The following is a 17983-nucleotide window of genomic DNA, read 5'->3' as shown; positions in this document are numbered from 1 at the left end:
CACTGCTGGAACCGACCATGATCCTGGTGATGGGCGGCGTGGTGTTGACGATCGTGCTGGCCGTGCTGATGCCGATCATGGAAATGAACCAGCTGGTGCAGTAGATCCACGCCATGCGTGGATGGATCACCCGACGCGCGGCATATGCGGCGCATCCACGCATGGCGTGGATCTACTGACACCTGGATTCCGCCACACAATCCTCCAGACCTTCGAGATCGAGCGTCGCGCGATGGCGCTCACTGCGCTGCTGGAACCGACCATGATCCTGGTGATGGGCGGCGTGGTGTTGACGATCGTGCTGGCCGTGCTGATGCCGATCATGGAAATGAACCAGCTGGTGCAGTAGATCCACGCCATGCGTGGATGGATCACCCGACGCGCGGCATATGCGGCGCATCCACGCATGGCGTGGATCTACTGACACCTGGATTCCGCCACACAATCCTCCAAACCTTCGAGATCGAGCGTCGCGCGATGGCGCTCACTGCGCTGCTGGAACCGACCATGATCCTGGTGATGGGCGGCGTGGTGTTGACGATCGTGCTGGCGGTGCTGATGCCGATCATGGAAATGAACCAGCTGGTGCAGTAGATCCACGCCGTGCGTGGATGGATCGCGCGACAAGCGTCATATGCGGTGCATCCACGCAGGGCGTGGATCTACTGACATCTGGATTCCGCCACACAATCCTCTATGCCTTCGAGATCGAGCGTCGCGCGATGGCACTGACCGCACTGCTGGAACCGACCATGATCCTGGTGATGGGTGGCGTGGTGCTGACGATCGTGCTGGCCGTGCTGATGCCGATCATGGAAATGAACCAGCTGGTGCAGTAGATCCACGCCATGCGTGGATGGATCGCGCGACGCGCGTCACATGCGGTGCATCCACGCAGGGCGTGGATCCGATGACATCGATTCTCCACACAATCCTCCACACCTTTTTTCGATCTTCCACAGGTTTCTTAAGCGGCCTGTCATCGGCGCGGACCAGCATGGACACGTCGCCGCAGAGTGGGCTGGGAGGCCCTCGGCGGCAGCAAGCGTGTAGTGACCGTTCCTCCCTTGGTGTTTCCCTTCGCAGTAAACCCTTCAGGAGAAGATCATGAACAAGTACAAGACCCTGGCCGCGCTGGTTGCCACCGCGCTGCTCGCCACCGCCGGTGCTGCTTCGGCGCAGCAGTCCCTCGTCAATGGCGGCGGCGCCTCGCTGCCGGCTGATCTGTACAAGGGCCAGGCCGACAGCATCCTGCCGTCGAACTTCAGCTACGCCGTGACCGGTTCGGGCACCGGCAAGAAGGCGTTCCTGGAAAACAAGATCGCGCTGTTCATCCCGACCGGCACCGGCAACGTCCACTTTGCTGGCAGCGACTCGGTGCTGAGCCAGACCGAAATCGACACCTACAACGCCACCTACAACTCCGCGACCTCGACCACCAAGTTCGGTCCGCTGCTGCAGATGCCGTCCGTCGCCACCTCGGTCACCATTCCGTTCAACAAGGCCGGCTCGGCCGTTGACCTGACCGTGACCCAGGCCTGCGGCATCTTCTCGGGCAAGATCACTGACTGGGCCGACACCGGCACCGGCCGCACCGGCCCGATCCAGGTCATCTATCGTGGCGAGAGCAGCGGCACCAGCGAGCTGCTGACCCGCTTCCTGACCAGCGCCTGCCAGCCGGGCGACGTTGCCGGCACCAACCTGAAGCTGACCAACGGTGCGCCGGCCTTCTCGGTGCAGTCGACCTTCGCCAACCTGTTCACCACCGTGCCGTCGAACTTCGTCGCCGCGCCGGCCACCGGTGGCACCGCGCTGTACAACGCGGTGTACGCTGCTGACGGCCGCATCGGCTATGTCGGCCCGGACGTGATCCCGAACCTGCAGGACGCGACCAAGGTTGCCAAGCTGAAGGGCTACTCGCCGGATGAAGTGAGCGTTGCTGCCACCCTGAACACCATCGCTCCGCCGTCCACGGCTGCCGACATCGCCAACCCGGCCAAGTGGGTGCCGGTGTTCACCAACCCGTCGGCGGGCTATCCGATCGCTGGCTACACCAATCTGGTGTTCGGCCAGTGCTACCGCGTCGCCCTGGCTCGCAATGCGATCCGCGACTTCCTGCAGAACCACTACAACGTGGGCGCTACCGGCAACAACGATGCTGCGGTGCGTGCGCACGGCTTCATCCCGCTGACCCAGGACTGGCGTGAAGCGGTTGCCGCCAACCTGGTTTCCTCCTCGGCCACCACCGGCCTGAGCAACGCCAACACCTGCACCACCGGCGTCGGCCGTTGATCCAGGGGTACTGTTGAAAAGGGCGCCGGCCGCAAGGCCGGCGCCTTCTTGCGTGTCAGTCCCTGGCTGGACCGGCAGACATGATGCGGCGGTCAGCGCGCATCGGTTCGTTCCACCCGGTATCACCTGGGTCGACGCGATCCGCACCCGGTTCGCCGTGGCGGGCGTGCCGACGCGCTTGAACAGCCGAGTACCTGATGAACAGGCGCCGGCGCGATTGCCGGCGCCTTCTTCCATTGTGGCGAGCGCTTTCTTGATGTCGGCTTCACGCCTCCAGCCTCGTCTAACAGGGGCAGGGCACCGATCGCCCCATCCATCAGACAGTGATGCGGCTGCGGCCGCCCAATCAGGTTGACGAGGTTCAGATGTCGCACGCGCTCACGACCGTTTCCCGTCCGTCCATGCTGCGCCGCAGTCACCCGATGGCGTGGGCCGTCGCGGTCGCGCTGGGTACGGTGATCGCCCCCGCCAGCCAGGCCCAGCAGGCGTTCAGCCCGGGCTGGTTCGCTGATCGCGGTGCGGCCCAGGGCGCGGCGGCGCAGAGCGGGCGCATGCCCAACGGGGTGCCGATCCAGTTCCAGTTGCCAGCGCAGCAGCAGGACGCCGCACGCCAGAAGCTGCAACAGTCCATCGACAACCTCGGAACCGCCGCGCAAGCCATCGCGCTGCAGCAGCGGCTGCAGGAACAGGCCCGGCAGGCGCGTCGGGAGGCCGGCTTCATCGTGGCCGACGGGCTGGGCAAGGACGGCCTGAAAGTCGATGAGAACCCGCTGACCCGCGGCTGGTTGAATGCGCGCGAGGCGATCCAGTCCCAGGGCAGCGATGGCCGGGTCCAGGTGAGCGTGGAGCAGACGGCGGACAAGGCAATCCTGAACTGGGAAACCTTCAACATCGGTGGCAACACCACGCTGAGCTTCCAGCAGAATCCGGATTGGGCGGTGTTGAACAGGGTCAACGACCCCAATGCCCGGCCCAGCCAGATCCTCGGCCAGCTGAAGGCCAATGGCACGGTGTTCGTGGCCAACCGTAATGGTGTGGTGTTCGGCAACAACAGCCAGGTCAACGTCCGTAACCTTGTCGCCGCTGCCGCACGCATCAGCGATGGGCAGTTCCGCGACAACGGCCTGTTCAGTGCCGACGGCACCACCGCCGCGCTGACCGAAGCCTTCGGCAAGGTGATGGTGGAGCAGGGCGCACGCATCGCCACCCACGAGCCATCAAGCGCCACCCGCGGCGGCGGCTATGTGCTGCTGGCCGGCAGCAGCGTGGAGAATGCCGGGCAGATCGAGACGCGCAAGGGCCAGGCACAGTTGGCGGCGGGCGACAGTTTCGTGATCCGTCGCGGTGTCGGCACCGCGCAGAACACCGCGTCGACCACGGCCGGCAATGAGATCGCACCACGCTTCGTGCAGGGCAGCAGCGCTGGCGACGTGCGCAACAGCGGCCTGATCCAGGCGCGCGAGGGCGACATCACCCTGGCCGGGCGCAGGGTCGAGCAGGCCGGCGTTGCCGTCGCCACCACCACGCTGGGCCAGCGCGGCACCATCCATCTGCTCAACGCGATCAGTGACCGCCAGGGCCAGGTGACGCTGAACTCGGGCGCGACCACCGCAGTGCTGATCGAGGACGATGGCAAGAGCGTGGTGCTGGACAGCCAGCGTGACGCGTTGATCAAGTCCTCGGCGGAGCAGGATGTGCTGCGCGCGGCAAGCAGTGCTGGCACGTTCGACAACCTGTCGCGGCTGCAGGACCGTCGTGACCAGTCGCGCGTGGAGATCGTCTCCGGTGGCGACATCAATTTCAAGGATGGCTCGTTGACCCTGGCGACCGGTGGCCAGGTGGTCAGCGACGCGGCGCGTCGCAGCTACGTGGGCAACGCGGCGCAGGTCGATGTCTCCGGCGCGGTGGGTGTGCGCGTGGCGATGGAAAGCAACAATGTGCAGGTGAAGGTGCAGGGCAACGAACTGCGCGATTCGCCGGACAACCGCGACAATGGCGCGCTGATCAGCAGCGAGGTCTGGATCGATCGTCGCGAACTGCAGCACGTCGCGGCCGGTACCGGCGGCTATGCTGCTGACCGCTGGTACGCCGGTGGCGGCCTGCTGGAAGTGGGCGGCTACCTGGACAACCAGGGCCACTCGATCGGCGAATGGGCGGCCCAGGGCGGCACCGTGCAGCTGGGCGGCAGCGAAGTGGTGACCCATGGTGGGTCGAAGATCAACCTGGCCGGTGGCAGCCTGGATGTGCAGTCCGGCGTGATCAAGCAGAGCTGGCTGCGCGGCACCGATGGGCAGCTGTACCGCCTGGACGACGCGCCGGCGGAGATGCAGTACGCCGGCCTGTACAAGGGATTCGAGGTCGATCACCAGCGCTGGGGCGTCAATGAGGCCTTCCGCAATCCGCTGGTGGCGCCGGGCGAACGGGTCGACAACGGCTATACCGTCGGGCGTGATGCCGGCCGGCTGGTGGTCTCCGCGCCGACTGTGGTGCTGCAGGGTGACATCAACACCCAGGCGTTCCAGGGCGCACAACAGGCCAAGGCACCGGACCAGGGCAAGGATGGCTACGCGCAGGCACAGACGGCAGTGGCACGCAATGCACAGCTGTGGCTGGGGCGCTATGACAACGCGGGGCGCACTGCGGTCTTTGATACCCAGGTGCGCGTCGTTCAAGGTGCGGTGCCCGTCGCTGACTGGACACTGCAGGCACCGATCCCGGTTCAGCAGCGCAACACCCTGTGGCTGGACGCGGGCCGCCTGAGCGAACAGCAATGGTGGCGCCTGGACCTGGCCACCGCCGGCAGCATCGCCATCGATGGGAAGCTGCGCCTGCAGGATGGCGGGCAGCTGGTGCTGACCGCCAGCGACGTTCGCCTGGGCGGTGATATCGGCATTGCCGGTGGTCAGCTGCGGGCCGGCAATCTGCTGGCCGTGGCTGGCAACCCTGTCACTCCGCTGCTTCAGGCTGGGCGTGGACGGGTGGAGATCGTCGACGGTGCACGCATCGACCTTGCCGGCCGTTGGAGCAATCTGCTGCTGGACCCCAGCGCGGCGCAGGGTCAGGCGTGGAGCGATGGCGGTCGCCTGCAGCTGGAGAACAGCCATGACGTGGTGGTCGGGCGTGGCAGCGAACTGAGTGTTGACGCCGGCGGCCGTGTCGACAGTGCTGGAAAGGCGCGCATCGGCAAGGGCGGCAGCGTCAGCCTGCAGGCCAACACTCTGGACAACGCTGGAGGGGAAGTTGGCCGGCTGACGTTGGCCGAGGACGCACGCATCAGCGCGCTGGGCCAAGGCAGTGGCAGCCTGTCGCTGACGGATGGCGGGCACATCCGCATTGGTGGTGACGACCAGGCGCCCGGCGTGCTGACGCTGCGCAGCGCGCTGTTCGGCAGCGGTTTCAGCCAGTACGACATCAATGCACAGCAGGGTCTGGAAGTGGCCGATGGTGCGCAGATCGAGGTGGTCATGCCGGGCCTGCGCCTGGCCAGCGACGCGCTGAAGGCCGTTACCCGCGAGGGCGCGGTGCAGGCATGGTTGGCCCCGCTTTACAGTGCCGATCCGGTGAGTGGCCGCATCAGCCAGCGTTCCGGTGCGGGTCTCCTGCTGCGCTCGCAGTTCGGTAACCGTGGCGGTGATCTGCGCATCGGCAAGGGTGCAAGCGTGCAGGTTGATCCGGCACAGTCCATTGAACTGCGGGGTGCAGGCAACATCGCCGTGGAGGGGCGCCTGCACGCGGCCGGCGGCCGGATCCGGCTGGATGACGTGCGCACGGCCATCGATCTGTTCGACGGACAGCCCAACAGCCGCACCTATCGCATCGCGGAGGGGGCGGAACTGGATGTCAGTGGCGATGCCTTCAGCGTGAAGGATTCAGCACAGCGGCTTCGCGGGCTGGTGCGCAAGGGCGGCAGCATCGAGATTGGGGGTGCCCTGGACTGGGAAGGTGCCGGCGACGTCAGCGATCGTCCGGTGGATGCGTTCATCGTGGTTGAGCGGGGCGCGCGGTTGCGTGCTGACGGCAGTTCAACGGCGTTGCATATCGACGGCCAAGGCACGCAGCAGGTGGACAGCGATGGTGGCGAGATCGTGCTGCGCTCGGCCAATGCGCTTTACCTGCAGGGCAACCTGCAAGCCGCGGCCGGTGGTGCAGGTGCGCGCGGCGGCACCCTGGGCATCGCCTTCGGCGGCGGTGTCTACGCACCCAACGCAAGCGCTCTGGTGCGGGCACCCAGATTCCTCGCCCTCAGCCAGAAACGGGAGGAGAAGCCCATCCCGGCGACGCCCGCATACGGCGATGCGAGGTTGTCGGTGGAGCAGATCCGCGACGGTGGGTTCGACAACCTGTCGCTGTTCACTGCGGTGCGCAGCGAAGGCGACATCGACCTGCGGATGGGCCAGAGCCTGCGCCTGGCAGGCTCCGTCGGCATCATGCCGGGTGCGGCAGCGGCCCGAACCATCACCCTGCAGGCGCCCTATCTGAAGCTGTCCAGCCCGAGTTGGGCCGTGATACCCGGCGAAACCACCGTGGGCAGCGCCGACGTGCCACTGGCATCGGCACGGCAGCACCGACTGCAGGCCGACGCGCAGCTGATCGATGTGCGCGACACCGTGCGGCTGGATGGGTTTGACGACGTGGCCCTGCACAGCAGCGGTGATGTGCGGCTCCTGAAGGGCAACCCCCGTGCGGGTGCGATCGATGCCGAGCTGCTTGCAGCGCGGCGCATGGAGGTCACCGCGGCACAGATCTATCCGGTGGCCGGTGCGTCCGGTCGCCTCGGCGCCGGCTTGGATCCGGTCGCCGTCTCGTCCGATCCGCGCTGGAAGGATGCGGCCGGCGTGCTGCGCATCAATGGCCTGGGGGGCGCTGCACCGATCACGCCTCCGTCGGCGCTGGGCAGCCTGATGCTCACCGCAGCGACCGTCGAGCAGGCGGGCGTGGTGCGCGCACCGATGGGCAGCATTGTGCTGGGTGGCACCGACAGCAACAGCGTCCTGGCCTCCCGTGTCTCGTTGCTGCCGGGGAGCGTGACCTCGACCAGCGGCGCCGGCCTGAGCCTGCCCTACGGTGGCACGGTGGATGGCATCCAATGGCGCCTGGAGGGTGCAACCGTTGCGCCGAGGAATGTAGGCGGTGGCGCGTTGCCGGTCGGCATCCGCCTGGTCAGCAGCGAGACCGCGGTGGCACCGGGTGCGGTGCTGGACATGTCCGGAGGAGGGGAGCTGACCGGTGCGGCCTTTGTCAGTGGCCGTGGCGGTTCGGTGGACATCCTGCGGAATGCATTGGCCGATGCGAATCCGCGCTATGGCTTCAGCCAGTCGGGCAATGAGGTCTACGCCATCCTGCCGGGCTTTGCAGGCAGCGCTGCCCCGCTGGGCCTGTCCGATGGCTCGGCCGATCCGGCGGTGGGCCAGCAGGTCGTGGTGCCCACGGGTGTACCAGGTCTGGCAGCGGGTACCTATACGCTGCTGCCCGCCAGCTTTGCGTTGCAGCCAGGCGCGTTCCGGGTCGAGCTGGGCGCCAGTGGCGCGACCGGCACCACAACCGCGCTGGCCACCGGGACCGGCTCATGGCGGGTCGCCGGCCATCGCACCAATGCACTGGGCGGTGCGGTGTCACCGTTGCTGACGGACCTGTTGCTGACCCCGGCTGCGGCCGTGCGACGGCACTCCGGATACAACGAAACCAGTTACAACGCCTTCGTGGCCGCCAGCGCGCAGCGACTGGGCCTGCCGCGCGGGTGGCAGACGGTCGATGCGGGCATGCTGCGGCTTGAGCTCGGCGCAGGTGCCGGCCGTCAGGGAACCTCTGCGCTGCGCTTCGAGGGTGAGGCACGCTTCCAGCCCGCCGCCGGCAGTGGCGGCATGGGGGGCAGCGTGGAGGTTGCACGCATCAGCCAGGTCGGCGCGCTGGAGATCATCGCAGCGGGCGGCAAAGCTGCTGCAGACCGGCAGGGTGCGACCATCGAAGCCGACGCGCTCAATGCGCTGCAGCCTTCGCGACTGGTCATCAACGCGCGGGTACGTTCGGTTGCGCCGTCCACCATTGATGTCATGGGCGTTGGCCAGGACGTGGTGGTGCGCAGCGGCGCCGTACTGCGCGCGCCGGAAGTCCTGATTGGTGCGGTTGACGGTGGGCGCGGCATCGTGATCGAGGCCGGGGCGGGAATCGATACGATCGGCCTTGGCGCCGCCGGCCTGCCTTCAAGCCTGGGCTATGTCTACCAGGTGGGTGGCGGGCTGTTGGCCGTCTCCAATGACCACCCCGAAGTACTGGCACCGGCGACTGGAACGACCGGAACCCGCGTCGACATCGACATTGGCGCCTGTGATCCGGGGGTCACCTGCGCCGGCCAGGCCCGGCTGGTGTCGGAGGGAAGCATCAATGTTGCATCGAGTGGGCAGCTGCAGCTGCGCGAGGGCGCCGTGTACGGCACACGCGAGCTGGCGCTGGGCATGGGCAACATCAACCTGGGTACGGCCGAGGCCATCGCCCGCGCGGCAGGGGCATCGGCGCTGCCACCGGGCCTGATGCTCAACCAGCAGGTCCTGCGTGATCTGCTGCGTGGCAATACAGCCGTCGGCGCGCCTGCGCTGGAGACCCTGCGCCTGAATGCGGCCGAGGCGATCAACGTATTCGGCAGTGTGGATCTGGATACACGGGATGCGGCCACGGGCAAGCCGAACCTGCGCAGCCTGGTGCTGGGCGCACCGGCAATCCACGGTTATGGCGACAGCAATGATCGCGCGCGCATCTTTGCTGCGGAACTGACCTGGTCCGGGCAGCAGGGCGCTTCGTCGGTGCTGGGTGATGCGAAGGCACAGCCGGTCGGGCCCGCGATCGCCAACCGGTTGGGCAGCGGGCAACTGGAGATCATCACCGATACGCTGCGATTGGCGCCGTCGCCGCGCTCGCGTCCTTCGTCGGAAGCCCTGGCCGGGCGCCAGGTGCTGGGCTTTGCCGGAGTGAGCCTGCAGGCCTCGCGCCAGCTGGTGTTTGCCGGTAGCGGCGATCTGGCGGTCTACCAGCGCCAAGGCGACTACGAGGCGGGCAAGGGCTGGGCCTTCAGCGGTGGCAACCTGGACATCCAGGCGCCGCTGGTCACCGGTGAGGCCGGTGCCAAGCTGTCGATGAAGACCGGAGGCACACTGGCCGCGCACAGCACCGCTGCCGGTGGCAGCGCCGACGCACTGGGCGCCGAGCTCGACCTGCGCGCCGGCAACATCGTGCTGGATACGCGGTTCGCGCTTGCTTCCGGCCGGTTGTCGGCCAGCGCCGACCATTCATTGCGCCTGGGCAGCAGCGCCGACCTGGACCTTTCAGGGCGCAAGGTCAGCCTGTTTGACGTCGACAACTACAGTTGGGGCGGCGATGCGGTGCTGACCGCAGGCGACGGCAGCGTGCAGACCGACGTGGCATCGCGCATCGATCTGTCTGCCCGCAACAATCGTGCCGGCCGCCTGACCGTGACCGCACTCGGTGCCGGCGACGGGCGCGTCGACCTGGCTGGCCGGATACTTGGCCAGGCCTCGGGCCGCCAGGACATGGGCGGCAGCGTGGTGCCCTACGACAGCGGCGAACTGGTGGTCCGTGCGCAGCAACTGCAGGATTTCAGCGGTCTGAACCAACGCCTGACCCGCGACGGCGTGACCGGCGCACGCAGCTTCCAGCTCAAGCAGGGCGACCTTCTGATCGGCGACGAGGTGAAGGCACGCAAGGTCGATATCAGTGTCGATGGTGGCGCACTGCGGGTTGGCGGGCGAATCGACGCCAGTGGTGAGCAGGTGGGCAGCATCCGCCTGGCGGCGCGTGACGGCCTGCAGGTGGATGGCACGCTGGATGCGCATGGCACCGCGCTGCGTGTGGACAGCTACGGCGGCATCATCGACAGCCCCAACCGTGCCATTGTCGAGCTGGAAAGCCGCACGGGGACGCTGGCACTCGGCCCTGCTGCCAGGATCGACCTGCGCAGCGGCACCGGCGTCGCGGTGGGCACGGTGCCGGGACAGAACGATGGACGGGCGCGCGGTACGCTCGCGCTGAACGTGCCGCGCAGTGGCGGATCGGATGCAGCGATCCGCAGCGATGCAGGGTTGCAGGTGGCGGGCGCACGCGACGTGTTCGTCACCGCGGTACGTCGTTACGAGGATGCACCGCTGGCGACCACGCCGGATGTTAACGGGCATCGCTCACAGATGGTCACGCAGACCTGGCTGGATACCGTGGTGGATCCGGCCAGTACGGCCTGGATGAACGCGGCGCTGGCCAACACTGATCTGTCGGCGCGCCTGGCTGCCCTGGGTAGCGTGCGCCTGCGTCCGGGCGTGGACGTCATTGGCGTGGCGTCGGCCGCCAATCCCGAGGGCGACCTGACCGTCAGTGGTGATCTTGACCTGTCCGGCTACCGCTATGGGCCGCAATCCAACCGCCTGGATCCAGCACGCCGCGGATTCGGTGAAGCTGGTGCGCTGCGCCTGCGTGCGGCGGGCGACCTGAATGTCTACGGCAGCATCAACGACGGCTTTGCGCCGCCGCCGACCAGCCCGGATGATGCGGGCTGGCAACTGGTCGAGGGCGCGGTGTTCGGCCTGGGTGTCACCCCGTTCGGTGCTGACCTGGTGGTTCCCGGCGATGGCGTCGTGCTGGACATCGGCACCCGGTTCCCGGCCAGCGCGGTGCTGAACTACGCCATCCAGGTGCAGGCAGTGAAGTTGCCGGCGGGCACGACGTTGCCGGTCGACATGACGCTGACCGGGCCCCTGGTGTTGCCCGCAGGTACTGTGCTGCCGGCGGCGGTCACGCTCGTTGATGGCCAGGTGCATCCGGCAGGCACCGTGCTGGCGCAAGCGCTGTCGGTGCCGGCCGGAGCAAAGCTGTCTGCGGGCTTCCAGCTTCGCGGGGAAGCCAACGTTGCCGCGCACACCTGGCCGGCCGGCGTGCCGTTGCCGATCGAGCTGCGCCTGGCCGCGCGCACGCCGTTGGCGCGCGGCGCACTCATTCCCTCGATGGCCACGGTCAAACTGCCAGGGGGCACGCCGATCAAACTGCGGCCGACCGGCAGCGATGGACGCCAGGGGCGCAACTGGGCGTTGGCGCAGATGCTGCCCGAAGGCACCAGCTCCTGGGACGTGTCGCTCGTCGCCGGCGCCGACACGGACGCCGCAGACCCGCGTGCGCGCCGCTTCGGTGCAAGCGGTGACCTGACCCTGTCCGACACGCACTATGGTGCGATCCGCGATGCCAGCAAGCAGATGAAGTTCATCCGCGACCGGCTGTTGACCGCGGACGGCGCGCAACGCCTGGGGGTTGACGGCTCCTGGGTGGGCCGGACGATCAAGGACCTGGCCGCGCACCTGGGGCGTGACGAGGATGCACTGTGCAGCGTGGCTGCAAGCTGCATCACCTCGCCGTACATCTTCACCGAACTGGGCGCGGAGGAACTGGCGGGCGATCCGTCCCTCGCGGGAACCAGCGTCAGGGAGTTCGGCGAGATGATCGGCATGACCGAGGAAGCCATCTGCGGGCAGCTCAGCGATGGCTACTGTCTGATGCCGGGCGAGACGCGCGAAGTCACTACGATGGGCCCGCCACGGCATGGCACGCCGATGTGGAGTGTGTTGCGTACCGGCACCGGCGATCTGCAGCTGCTGGCGGCGCGGGATGTGCAGATGCGTTCGGTCTTCGGTGTGTACACGGCAGGCACGCCTGCATCGTTGGGCAACGGACATGACGAGCGCTTCCAGTCCGAGCGCAGTCCCCTGAACGGGCGCAGCGCGCTGCTGGGCCTGCAGCAGGCCACCGGTGACTATGATGCGGCGCTGGCCGCCTACCGCGCGTGGTATCCCGACCACGGTGGCAATCTGAGCGTGATTGCCGGCCGCGACGTGACCGGGGCAACCTGGGCGACCCAGTCGTCCGCAGGTACCGATCGTGACAAGGCGGACAGCGCCAGCAGTGCCGTCGGTGGGTGGTTGTGGCGGCAGGGCACCGGCAATGTGGCCGGCGTGGAACCGGTGGCGAGCAGCTGGTGGGTCAACTTCGGTACCTATGCGATCACGGGAACGACGGCGACGTCGACGCCACGCATGGTTGGATTCACCGGAATCGGCACGCTGGGTGGTGGCAATGTGGATATCGAAGCGGGACGCAACGCGGGCGTCACGGCGGCCAAGGGTGATGCACAGGGAGTGCTCGGCGGTGGACGCTATTCGACGGCGATCAATGCGGCAGTAGCTTCGACCGGTCGTGTCGACGATGGCCGCCTGGTGCAGACCGGTGGCGGCGATCTGCGCCTGCGCAGTGCCGGTGCACTGAATCCGCTGCTGGCTGCCACTTCCTACTCGCAGGCCCAGAACCAGCAGAATCTCGAGCTCAACGGCACGCTGGTGAATCTGCGTGGCCATCTCAGCGTCGAGGCAGCCCGGATCGGCGGCAGCGCCGTGGGGCCGAACGACTACCAGGCCATCGCCAACGGCCTGCGCACGATGGACCCCTATCGTTCGACCACCAGTGCAGCCATGGGTGGGCCGGTGCTGGTGCTGGGAGATTCGGTCGCGGATCTGAGGGCACGCGGCGACGTGGTGCTCTCGGGCGCCGCCGACGCCGGCCGGGTGAGGTTGTTCAATGGGAACGTGGTGACCGCAGATGACGGCACGCGACTGCTGGGTGTTGGCGGATTCTCGCTCTGGACACCGTCGACGGCCATCAACCTGTTCTCTGCCGGCGGCGATGTGGTGCCGATCGCGCAGCGGACCATTGAACCCATAGGCGATGGCAATGCGGAACGGACCGTCAGCGGCGCCACCTATTGGATCTATCCTTCGCGACTGCAGGTAGTGGCTGCGAGCGGCGACATCAAGTTGTCGCGCGCCGATGCGTCGAGCGTGCTGCTGACGGCACCGGGTGCCAACGGCAACCTGCAGATGCTTGCCGGCCGCTCGATCCTGGCCACCAGCGATGCGCCGGCGATCAGCAGTTCCGGTGCTGACACCCGTCTGCCATCGCCGTTTGATCCGGCGTTCAGCGCCTTCACCGCCGGCGGTACGCTGCGGCTGACCAATCTGTCGCAGGATGGCACGGTGGTGCCGTACCAGGCAGGAAGCGCGGACGCCAGCCCGCTGTTCGCCTTTGGTCCGAACCGGCCGATGCTGAGTACGCCGCGATCCGGTGGGACGCAGCCGAACCGCTTCTACGCCGGCAGTGGCGACATCATCGGCCTGCGTACCGGCGGCGAATGGGCGTTGGGCACCAGCCCGGAGATGATGCGCACGGTTGCCACCTGGTACGACGTGGCCGCGCCGGTCCAGCTGCGCGCGGGTACGGACATCCTCGGCAGTGCAGTGATGGCGCTGAACAATGGCAGCACGGACATGACGGTTGTACAGGCGGGTCGCGACATCGTGCACACCAACGTGACCGTGTTCGGCCCAGGGAATGTCGATGTCAGCGCAGGCCGCCAGCTCCGCCAGGAAGACAGTGGCAGCATCGTGAGCCGTGGCGGCCTGATCCAGGGCGACACCCGGCCGGGTGCCAGCATTGCAGTGACCGCCGGCAACCAGTCCATCGCGTTCGACGCCGTGCGCGCCCGCTACCTGGATCCGGCCAACCTCGCCGATCCGGCGCAGTCGCTGGCATCGCAGCCCGGCAAGGCGGTGAAGATCTACGACAAGGAGCTGAAGCAGTGGCTGCAGCAGCGCTTCGGCCTGGCCGTCGATGGCGCCGAGGCCCTGGCTGCGTTCGACCGCTTGCCGCAGGAACAGCAGCGCATCTTCCTGCGCCAGGTCTACTATGCAGAACTGCGCGAGGGTGGCCGCGAGTACAACGATCGGACCGGGCCGCGCGTTGGTTCCTATCTGCGTGGACGCGAGGTCATTGCCACGCTGATGCCGGACAAGGATGCAACGGGAGCGACGATCCAGCGCACCGGCGATATCGTGATGTACGGTGGCTCCGGCGTGCGCACCGAGGCGGGTGGCAACATCGAGCTGATGGCGCCGGGAGGGCAGATCGTGCTGGGCGTTGCCGGTGAAGTGCCGCCGGCCAGCTCTGGCCTCATCACGCAGGGCCAGGGCGACATCCGACTGTTCAGCCAGGGCAGCGTGCTGTTGGGCCTGTCGCGTGTCATGACGGCCTTCGGTGGTGACATCCTGGCCTGGACGGAGCAGGGCGACATCAATGCCGGTCGCGGTTCTCGCACCACGCTGCTGTATACGCCGCCGCGACGGATCTACGACAACTGGGGCAATGTGCTGCTGTCGCCGCAGGCACCGGCCACCGGCGCCGGCTTTGCGACGCTGAATCCGATTCCCGAAGTACCGCCGGGCGACGTCGACCTGATCGCGCCGCTGGGCACCATCGACGCGGGCGAGGCCGGTATCCGCGTCTCCGGCAACATCAACCTGGCCGCGCTGCAGGTGCTCAACGCGGCCAACATCCAGGTACAGGGCGAGAGCAAGGGCCTGCCGGTGCTGGCATCGGTGAATGTCAATGCGCTGGCCTCGGCCAGTGCGGCAGCCAACAGCGCCAGCCAGGCGGCACAGGATGTGATGCGCAAGAGCCAGGACGAGGCACGGCGCAACCAGCCGTCGGTGATCAGTGTGCAGATCCTGGGCTTCGGCAGCGGCACCAGCAGCATCAACCCACCGGCGCGTGGCACCACCGCCAACAGCGGTTACGACGCCAACAGTGCTTTCCAGTTCCCGCAGGCCAGCCGCGACGACGGCACGCAGCGCCGGTAGGCATCGCACGATCCCGGTAGGTGCCGACCTTGGTCGGCACACAATGCTGCCGAACGTGGCCGGTAGTAGATCCACGCCATGCGTGGATGCAGCTGAACTGCAGGAACCGACAGCATCGGGCCAGCCGCCAGGGAACGGTGGCGGCCCCAGCCAGGACGGCACGGAGGGCAGGGAGCGGCCATCAGCGGTGAGGATCACCAACACGGCGCCGCCGGGCGCAGGAGTGCGCCCGGCGGCAGGAGGGCAGGGGATCCACGCCATGCCTGGAGCAGGCCCTGCGGTAGATCCACGCCATGCGTGGATGGCTGGGCCAGCCTCAGTGCCGACCAACGGTCGGCACCCACCAGAGCAGGCTCCGCAGTAGAAGCAGCTCGGCAGTAGATCCACGCCATGCGTGGATGGCTGGGCCAGCCTCAATGCCGACCAACGGTCGGCACCCACCAGAGCAGGCCTGGCAGTAGAAGCCGCTCGGCAGTAGATCCACGCCATGCGTGGATGCGCTGCAGGAAAGCGCCCTAAAGCTCCAGCACCCGCCGGTAGCTCAGCGGCCCACGCCCATCGCGCAGGCCAAACCGCAGCTCCAGCCCGGTGGCCGGCAGCACCTCGCCCTCGCTCGGCAGCGTCGCCCAACCGGCTCCGGGCTGCCAGGCGCGCACTTCGAACCGCTGCACATCCCTGGCCACCGCAATGCCCTTCGACGGCTCCGGTGCGGGCAGGGGATAGCGGTCCGTGGCCGCGCCACTGGCCCGCCACAGCGTGTTGCCCTGCCGCCACCAGCGCACCCGCTGCCAGCGCAGCCCATCACTGTCTACGCTGCGGGTGATTTCCAGCGCAAAGCTGCCATCCGGATGCCGTTCGCTCACCAGCGAAGGGGGCAGCAGTCGCTGCGGACGATCTGCCGGGCGCACCGCGCCGTTCATCAGCGCGTCGTCGGCACGCATTTCGATATCGCGCTGGAACTGCTGCAGTACGCGCAGCGCCGTCGTGGTCTCGGCATCGGCCCGGCGCAGGCGCTGGTCGCTGCTGGCCACGCTGTCCAGCGCACGCCAGCAGATCAGTGCAAGCACGCCCATGATGGTGATCGCGATCATCACCTCGATAAGGGTGAAGCCGCGCGCGACCCGCTTCATTGCGTGGCGGTCCACGGCAGCTGCATCCGGGCCAGCGACTGCCGCGGTGCATCTTCGGCCACCACGCTCAGTTCCAGTTGCAGCTGGCTGTCGCTGCCGGTGCCGAGATGTTGCAGCACCAGGAACGTGCTGCGCCCCTGCACGCAGCGCAGTCGCGCATCCCGCGGCGGCTGCCCGGCCAGGCGCAGTTCCTGCCAGCGGTCCTGCGCGCACAACAGCGCCAGGCGACGGTCGCGCAGGCGCGACTGATCGTCGGTGACCACCGCCACAGAGCGCATGACCGCAGCCAGCGCAATCGAAACGATCGCCAGTGCGATCAGCACCTCGATCAGGGTGAATCCGCGCATGTTCCGCTTCACTGCACGACCTGCAACTGTCCGCTGCCATCATCACGAAGACGCAGCTGGCGGCCCTGCAACGACAACGTCAGTTCCCATGCCACGCCGATCCACTCCGGGCTCAGTTCAATCGGCGTGGCCGGCTGCACCACGATGCCCGCCGGTTGCCAGGGCTGGGGGCGCAGCAGGTCGTCGCGCTGCACATCGACCCAACGGGCACCCTCGCGGCGGCTGAACCGGTAGCCGGCGGCGTCGGCCTGCCAGCGCAGGGGGCGGCCATCGATGCGGGCCTCGTCGCGCGCCACCTGCAGGCGCTGCGCCAGTCGCTCGCCTTCCTGCCGCAGCTGGCGCGCGGGGTCGAGCAGGCTGCCCAGGCCCAGGCCGATGCCCGCCGTGCAGATGCCGATGATCACCAGCACCACCATCAGTTCCAGCAGGGTGAAACCACGCGGGATGCGTCGCATCGACATCGCCTCCTGTCCCTTGCCGATACGTGCCAGCATAGGCCCGCATGATGAAACAAAAGCGTCAGCCGCACCTGCTAGCGTAGGCGGACACGAACGTGGCGATGATGCGGAACATGGACGGCAGGCGCTGGGATCGGAATCGGATGTTGACCCTGCTGGCGGCAACGCTGCTGCTGGCCGTGGTGGCCTATTGGAGCGTCACCCTGTCTGCGGTGGCGCCTGCGGCGGCCGCCAGCGAAGCGCATGCCGAGGCGCCGGCACGGCCGCTGTTCGATGCGGTGGCCAGCCTGCCGCTGGTGCGGCTGCTGTCGCCTGGTGCGGTGCAGACCGAGGTGGTCGTGCTGGGCGTGATGGCCGGCGACCACGCGCCGCTGGCGCTGCTTTCGGTGGATGGTCGTCCTGCCGAAGCCTACGCGCCGGGCCAGCGGTTGGGGCCCTGTACGGTGCTGGCCAGCATCAGCGCCAACGCGGTGGAACTGAACCAGGCGGGGCAATCGCGCAGCCTGCCGGTGCCCGCGCTGCCGCCGGTACCGAGCGATGGCATCGTGCCGGCCGTTCCGCAGGGTGGCGCTCCGTAGCGCCGAGCCCACGCCCGGCTGCGTCTGGAAGAACAGTCGAGCATGGCTCGACTCTACAGAAACCTGCTGAGCGCGGGCCAGGCTCTACAGCTGCGCCGGTTCAGCGCGCCGGTCGCTGCGGCACCACCGACTGCCCGAAGGCATCACCCATGCGCTGTCGCGTGCCCTCCAGGTTGTACTGCATCAGCTGGTTGCCGGGCTGCCGCATCAGGCGTTCGGCTTCAGGCAGCGCCGGTGACTTCGCCGATTTCGGCACCGGGGCCAGTTTGCGTTGCAGGCACTCCCAGGCGGGGATGCGCTCGCCGTTGACCTGTACTTCGATGCACGGCGCGGCATCGTCCTGCTTCTTCGCCTCGTCGGCCCAGGCCGATGGCAACGCCAGCAACAAGGCAAGGGCGAGGGCAGGGCGAACGCCCGCCTTCAACGGCTCACTCATCTCGAATC

Annotated in this window: 7 protein-coding genes and 3 pseudogenes; 6 read left to right on the top strand and 4 right to left on the bottom strand. The window is 67.7% G+C overall.

The annotated features are described in order from the left end of the window. Positions 1 to 196: 196 nt before the first annotated feature. From DFO63_RS22425 to DFO63_RS02400, 5 genes and pseudogenes are all read left to right on the top strand, one after another. Positions 197 to 349: pseudogene (locus tag DFO63_RS22425) on the top strand (type II secretion system protein GspF); the annotation flags it as partial. A 92-nt stretch (positions 350 to 441) separates the two neighbouring features. Continuing rightward, positions 442 to 594: pseudogene (locus tag DFO63_RS22420) on the top strand (type II secretion system protein GspF); the annotation flags it as partial. 92 nt (positions 595 to 686) lie between these two features. Then, positions 687 to 839, top strand: a pseudogene (locus DFO63_RS02410) (hypothetical protein); the annotation flags it as partial. A 268-nt stretch (positions 840 to 1107) separates the two neighbouring features. Next, complete coding sequence (locus tag DFO63_RS02405) at positions 1108 to 2292, top strand: substrate-binding domain-containing protein (RefSeq protein ID WP_101765577.1); 1185 nt, start codon at positions 1108 to 1110, stop codon at positions 2290 to 2292. 365 nt (positions 2293 to 2657) lie between these two features. After that, positions 2658 to 15026 (top strand): filamentous haemagglutinin family protein, encoded by a 12369-nt coding sequence (locus DFO63_RS02400; protein WP_119006973.1) that lies wholly within the window; start codon positions 2658 to 2660, stop codon positions 15024 to 15026. Between the two features lie 515 nt (positions 15027 to 15541). On the opposite strand, the gene DFO63_RS02395 is transcribed toward DFO63_RS02400, so the two are convergent. The 3 genes from DFO63_RS02395 to gspH are packed head-to-tail and all read right to left on the bottom strand — an operon-like array spanning position 15542 to position 16958. Further along, a complete protein-coding gene (locus DFO63_RS02395) occupies positions 15542 to 16156 on the bottom strand; it encodes a prepilin-type N-terminal cleavage/methylation domain-containing protein (protein WP_049444741.1) in 615 nt (204 codons plus the stop codon). Further along, positions 16153 to 16503, bottom strand: coding sequence for a type II secretion system minor pseudopilin GspI (gene gspI / locus DFO63_RS02390; protein WP_259337386.1), 351 nt, complete (start codon positions 16501 to 16503; stop codon positions 16153 to 16155). The genes DFO63_RS02395 and gspI overlap by 4 nt, the downstream gene beginning before the upstream one ends. Before the next feature lie 8 nt (positions 16504 to 16511). Continuing rightward, positions 16512 to 16958 (bottom strand): type II secretion system minor pseudopilin GspH, encoded by a 447-nt coding sequence (gene gspH / locus DFO63_RS02385; RefSeq protein ID WP_014037405.1) that lies wholly within the window; start codon positions 16956 to 16958, stop codon positions 16512 to 16514. A 104-nt stretch (positions 16959 to 17062) separates the two neighbouring features. Between gspH and DFO63_RS02380 the strand changes: the two genes are divergently transcribed. Next, positions 17063 to 17539, top strand: coding sequence for a general secretion pathway protein (locus tag DFO63_RS02380; RefSeq protein ID WP_182474383.1), 477 nt, complete (start codon positions 17063 to 17065; stop codon positions 17537 to 17539). 100 nt (positions 17540 to 17639) lie between these two features. On the opposite strand, the gene DFO63_RS02375 is transcribed toward DFO63_RS02380, so the two are convergent. Continuing rightward, positions 17640 to 17975, bottom strand: coding sequence for a hypothetical protein (locus DFO63_RS02375; RefSeq protein ID WP_049444737.1), 336 nt, complete (start codon positions 17973 to 17975; stop codon positions 17640 to 17642). Between the last annotated feature and the right edge of the window lie 8 nt (positions 17976 to 17983).

Source organism: Stenotrophomonas sp. AG209 (assembly GCF_003550055.1).
In the GTDB taxonomy this organism is placed as follows: Bacteria; Pseudomonadota; Gammaproteobacteria; order Xanthomonadales; family Xanthomonadaceae; genus Stenotrophomonas.
The sequence above is the reverse complement of the archived record's forward strand: the minus strand, read 5'-3'. Positions and strand labels throughout refer to the sequence as shown.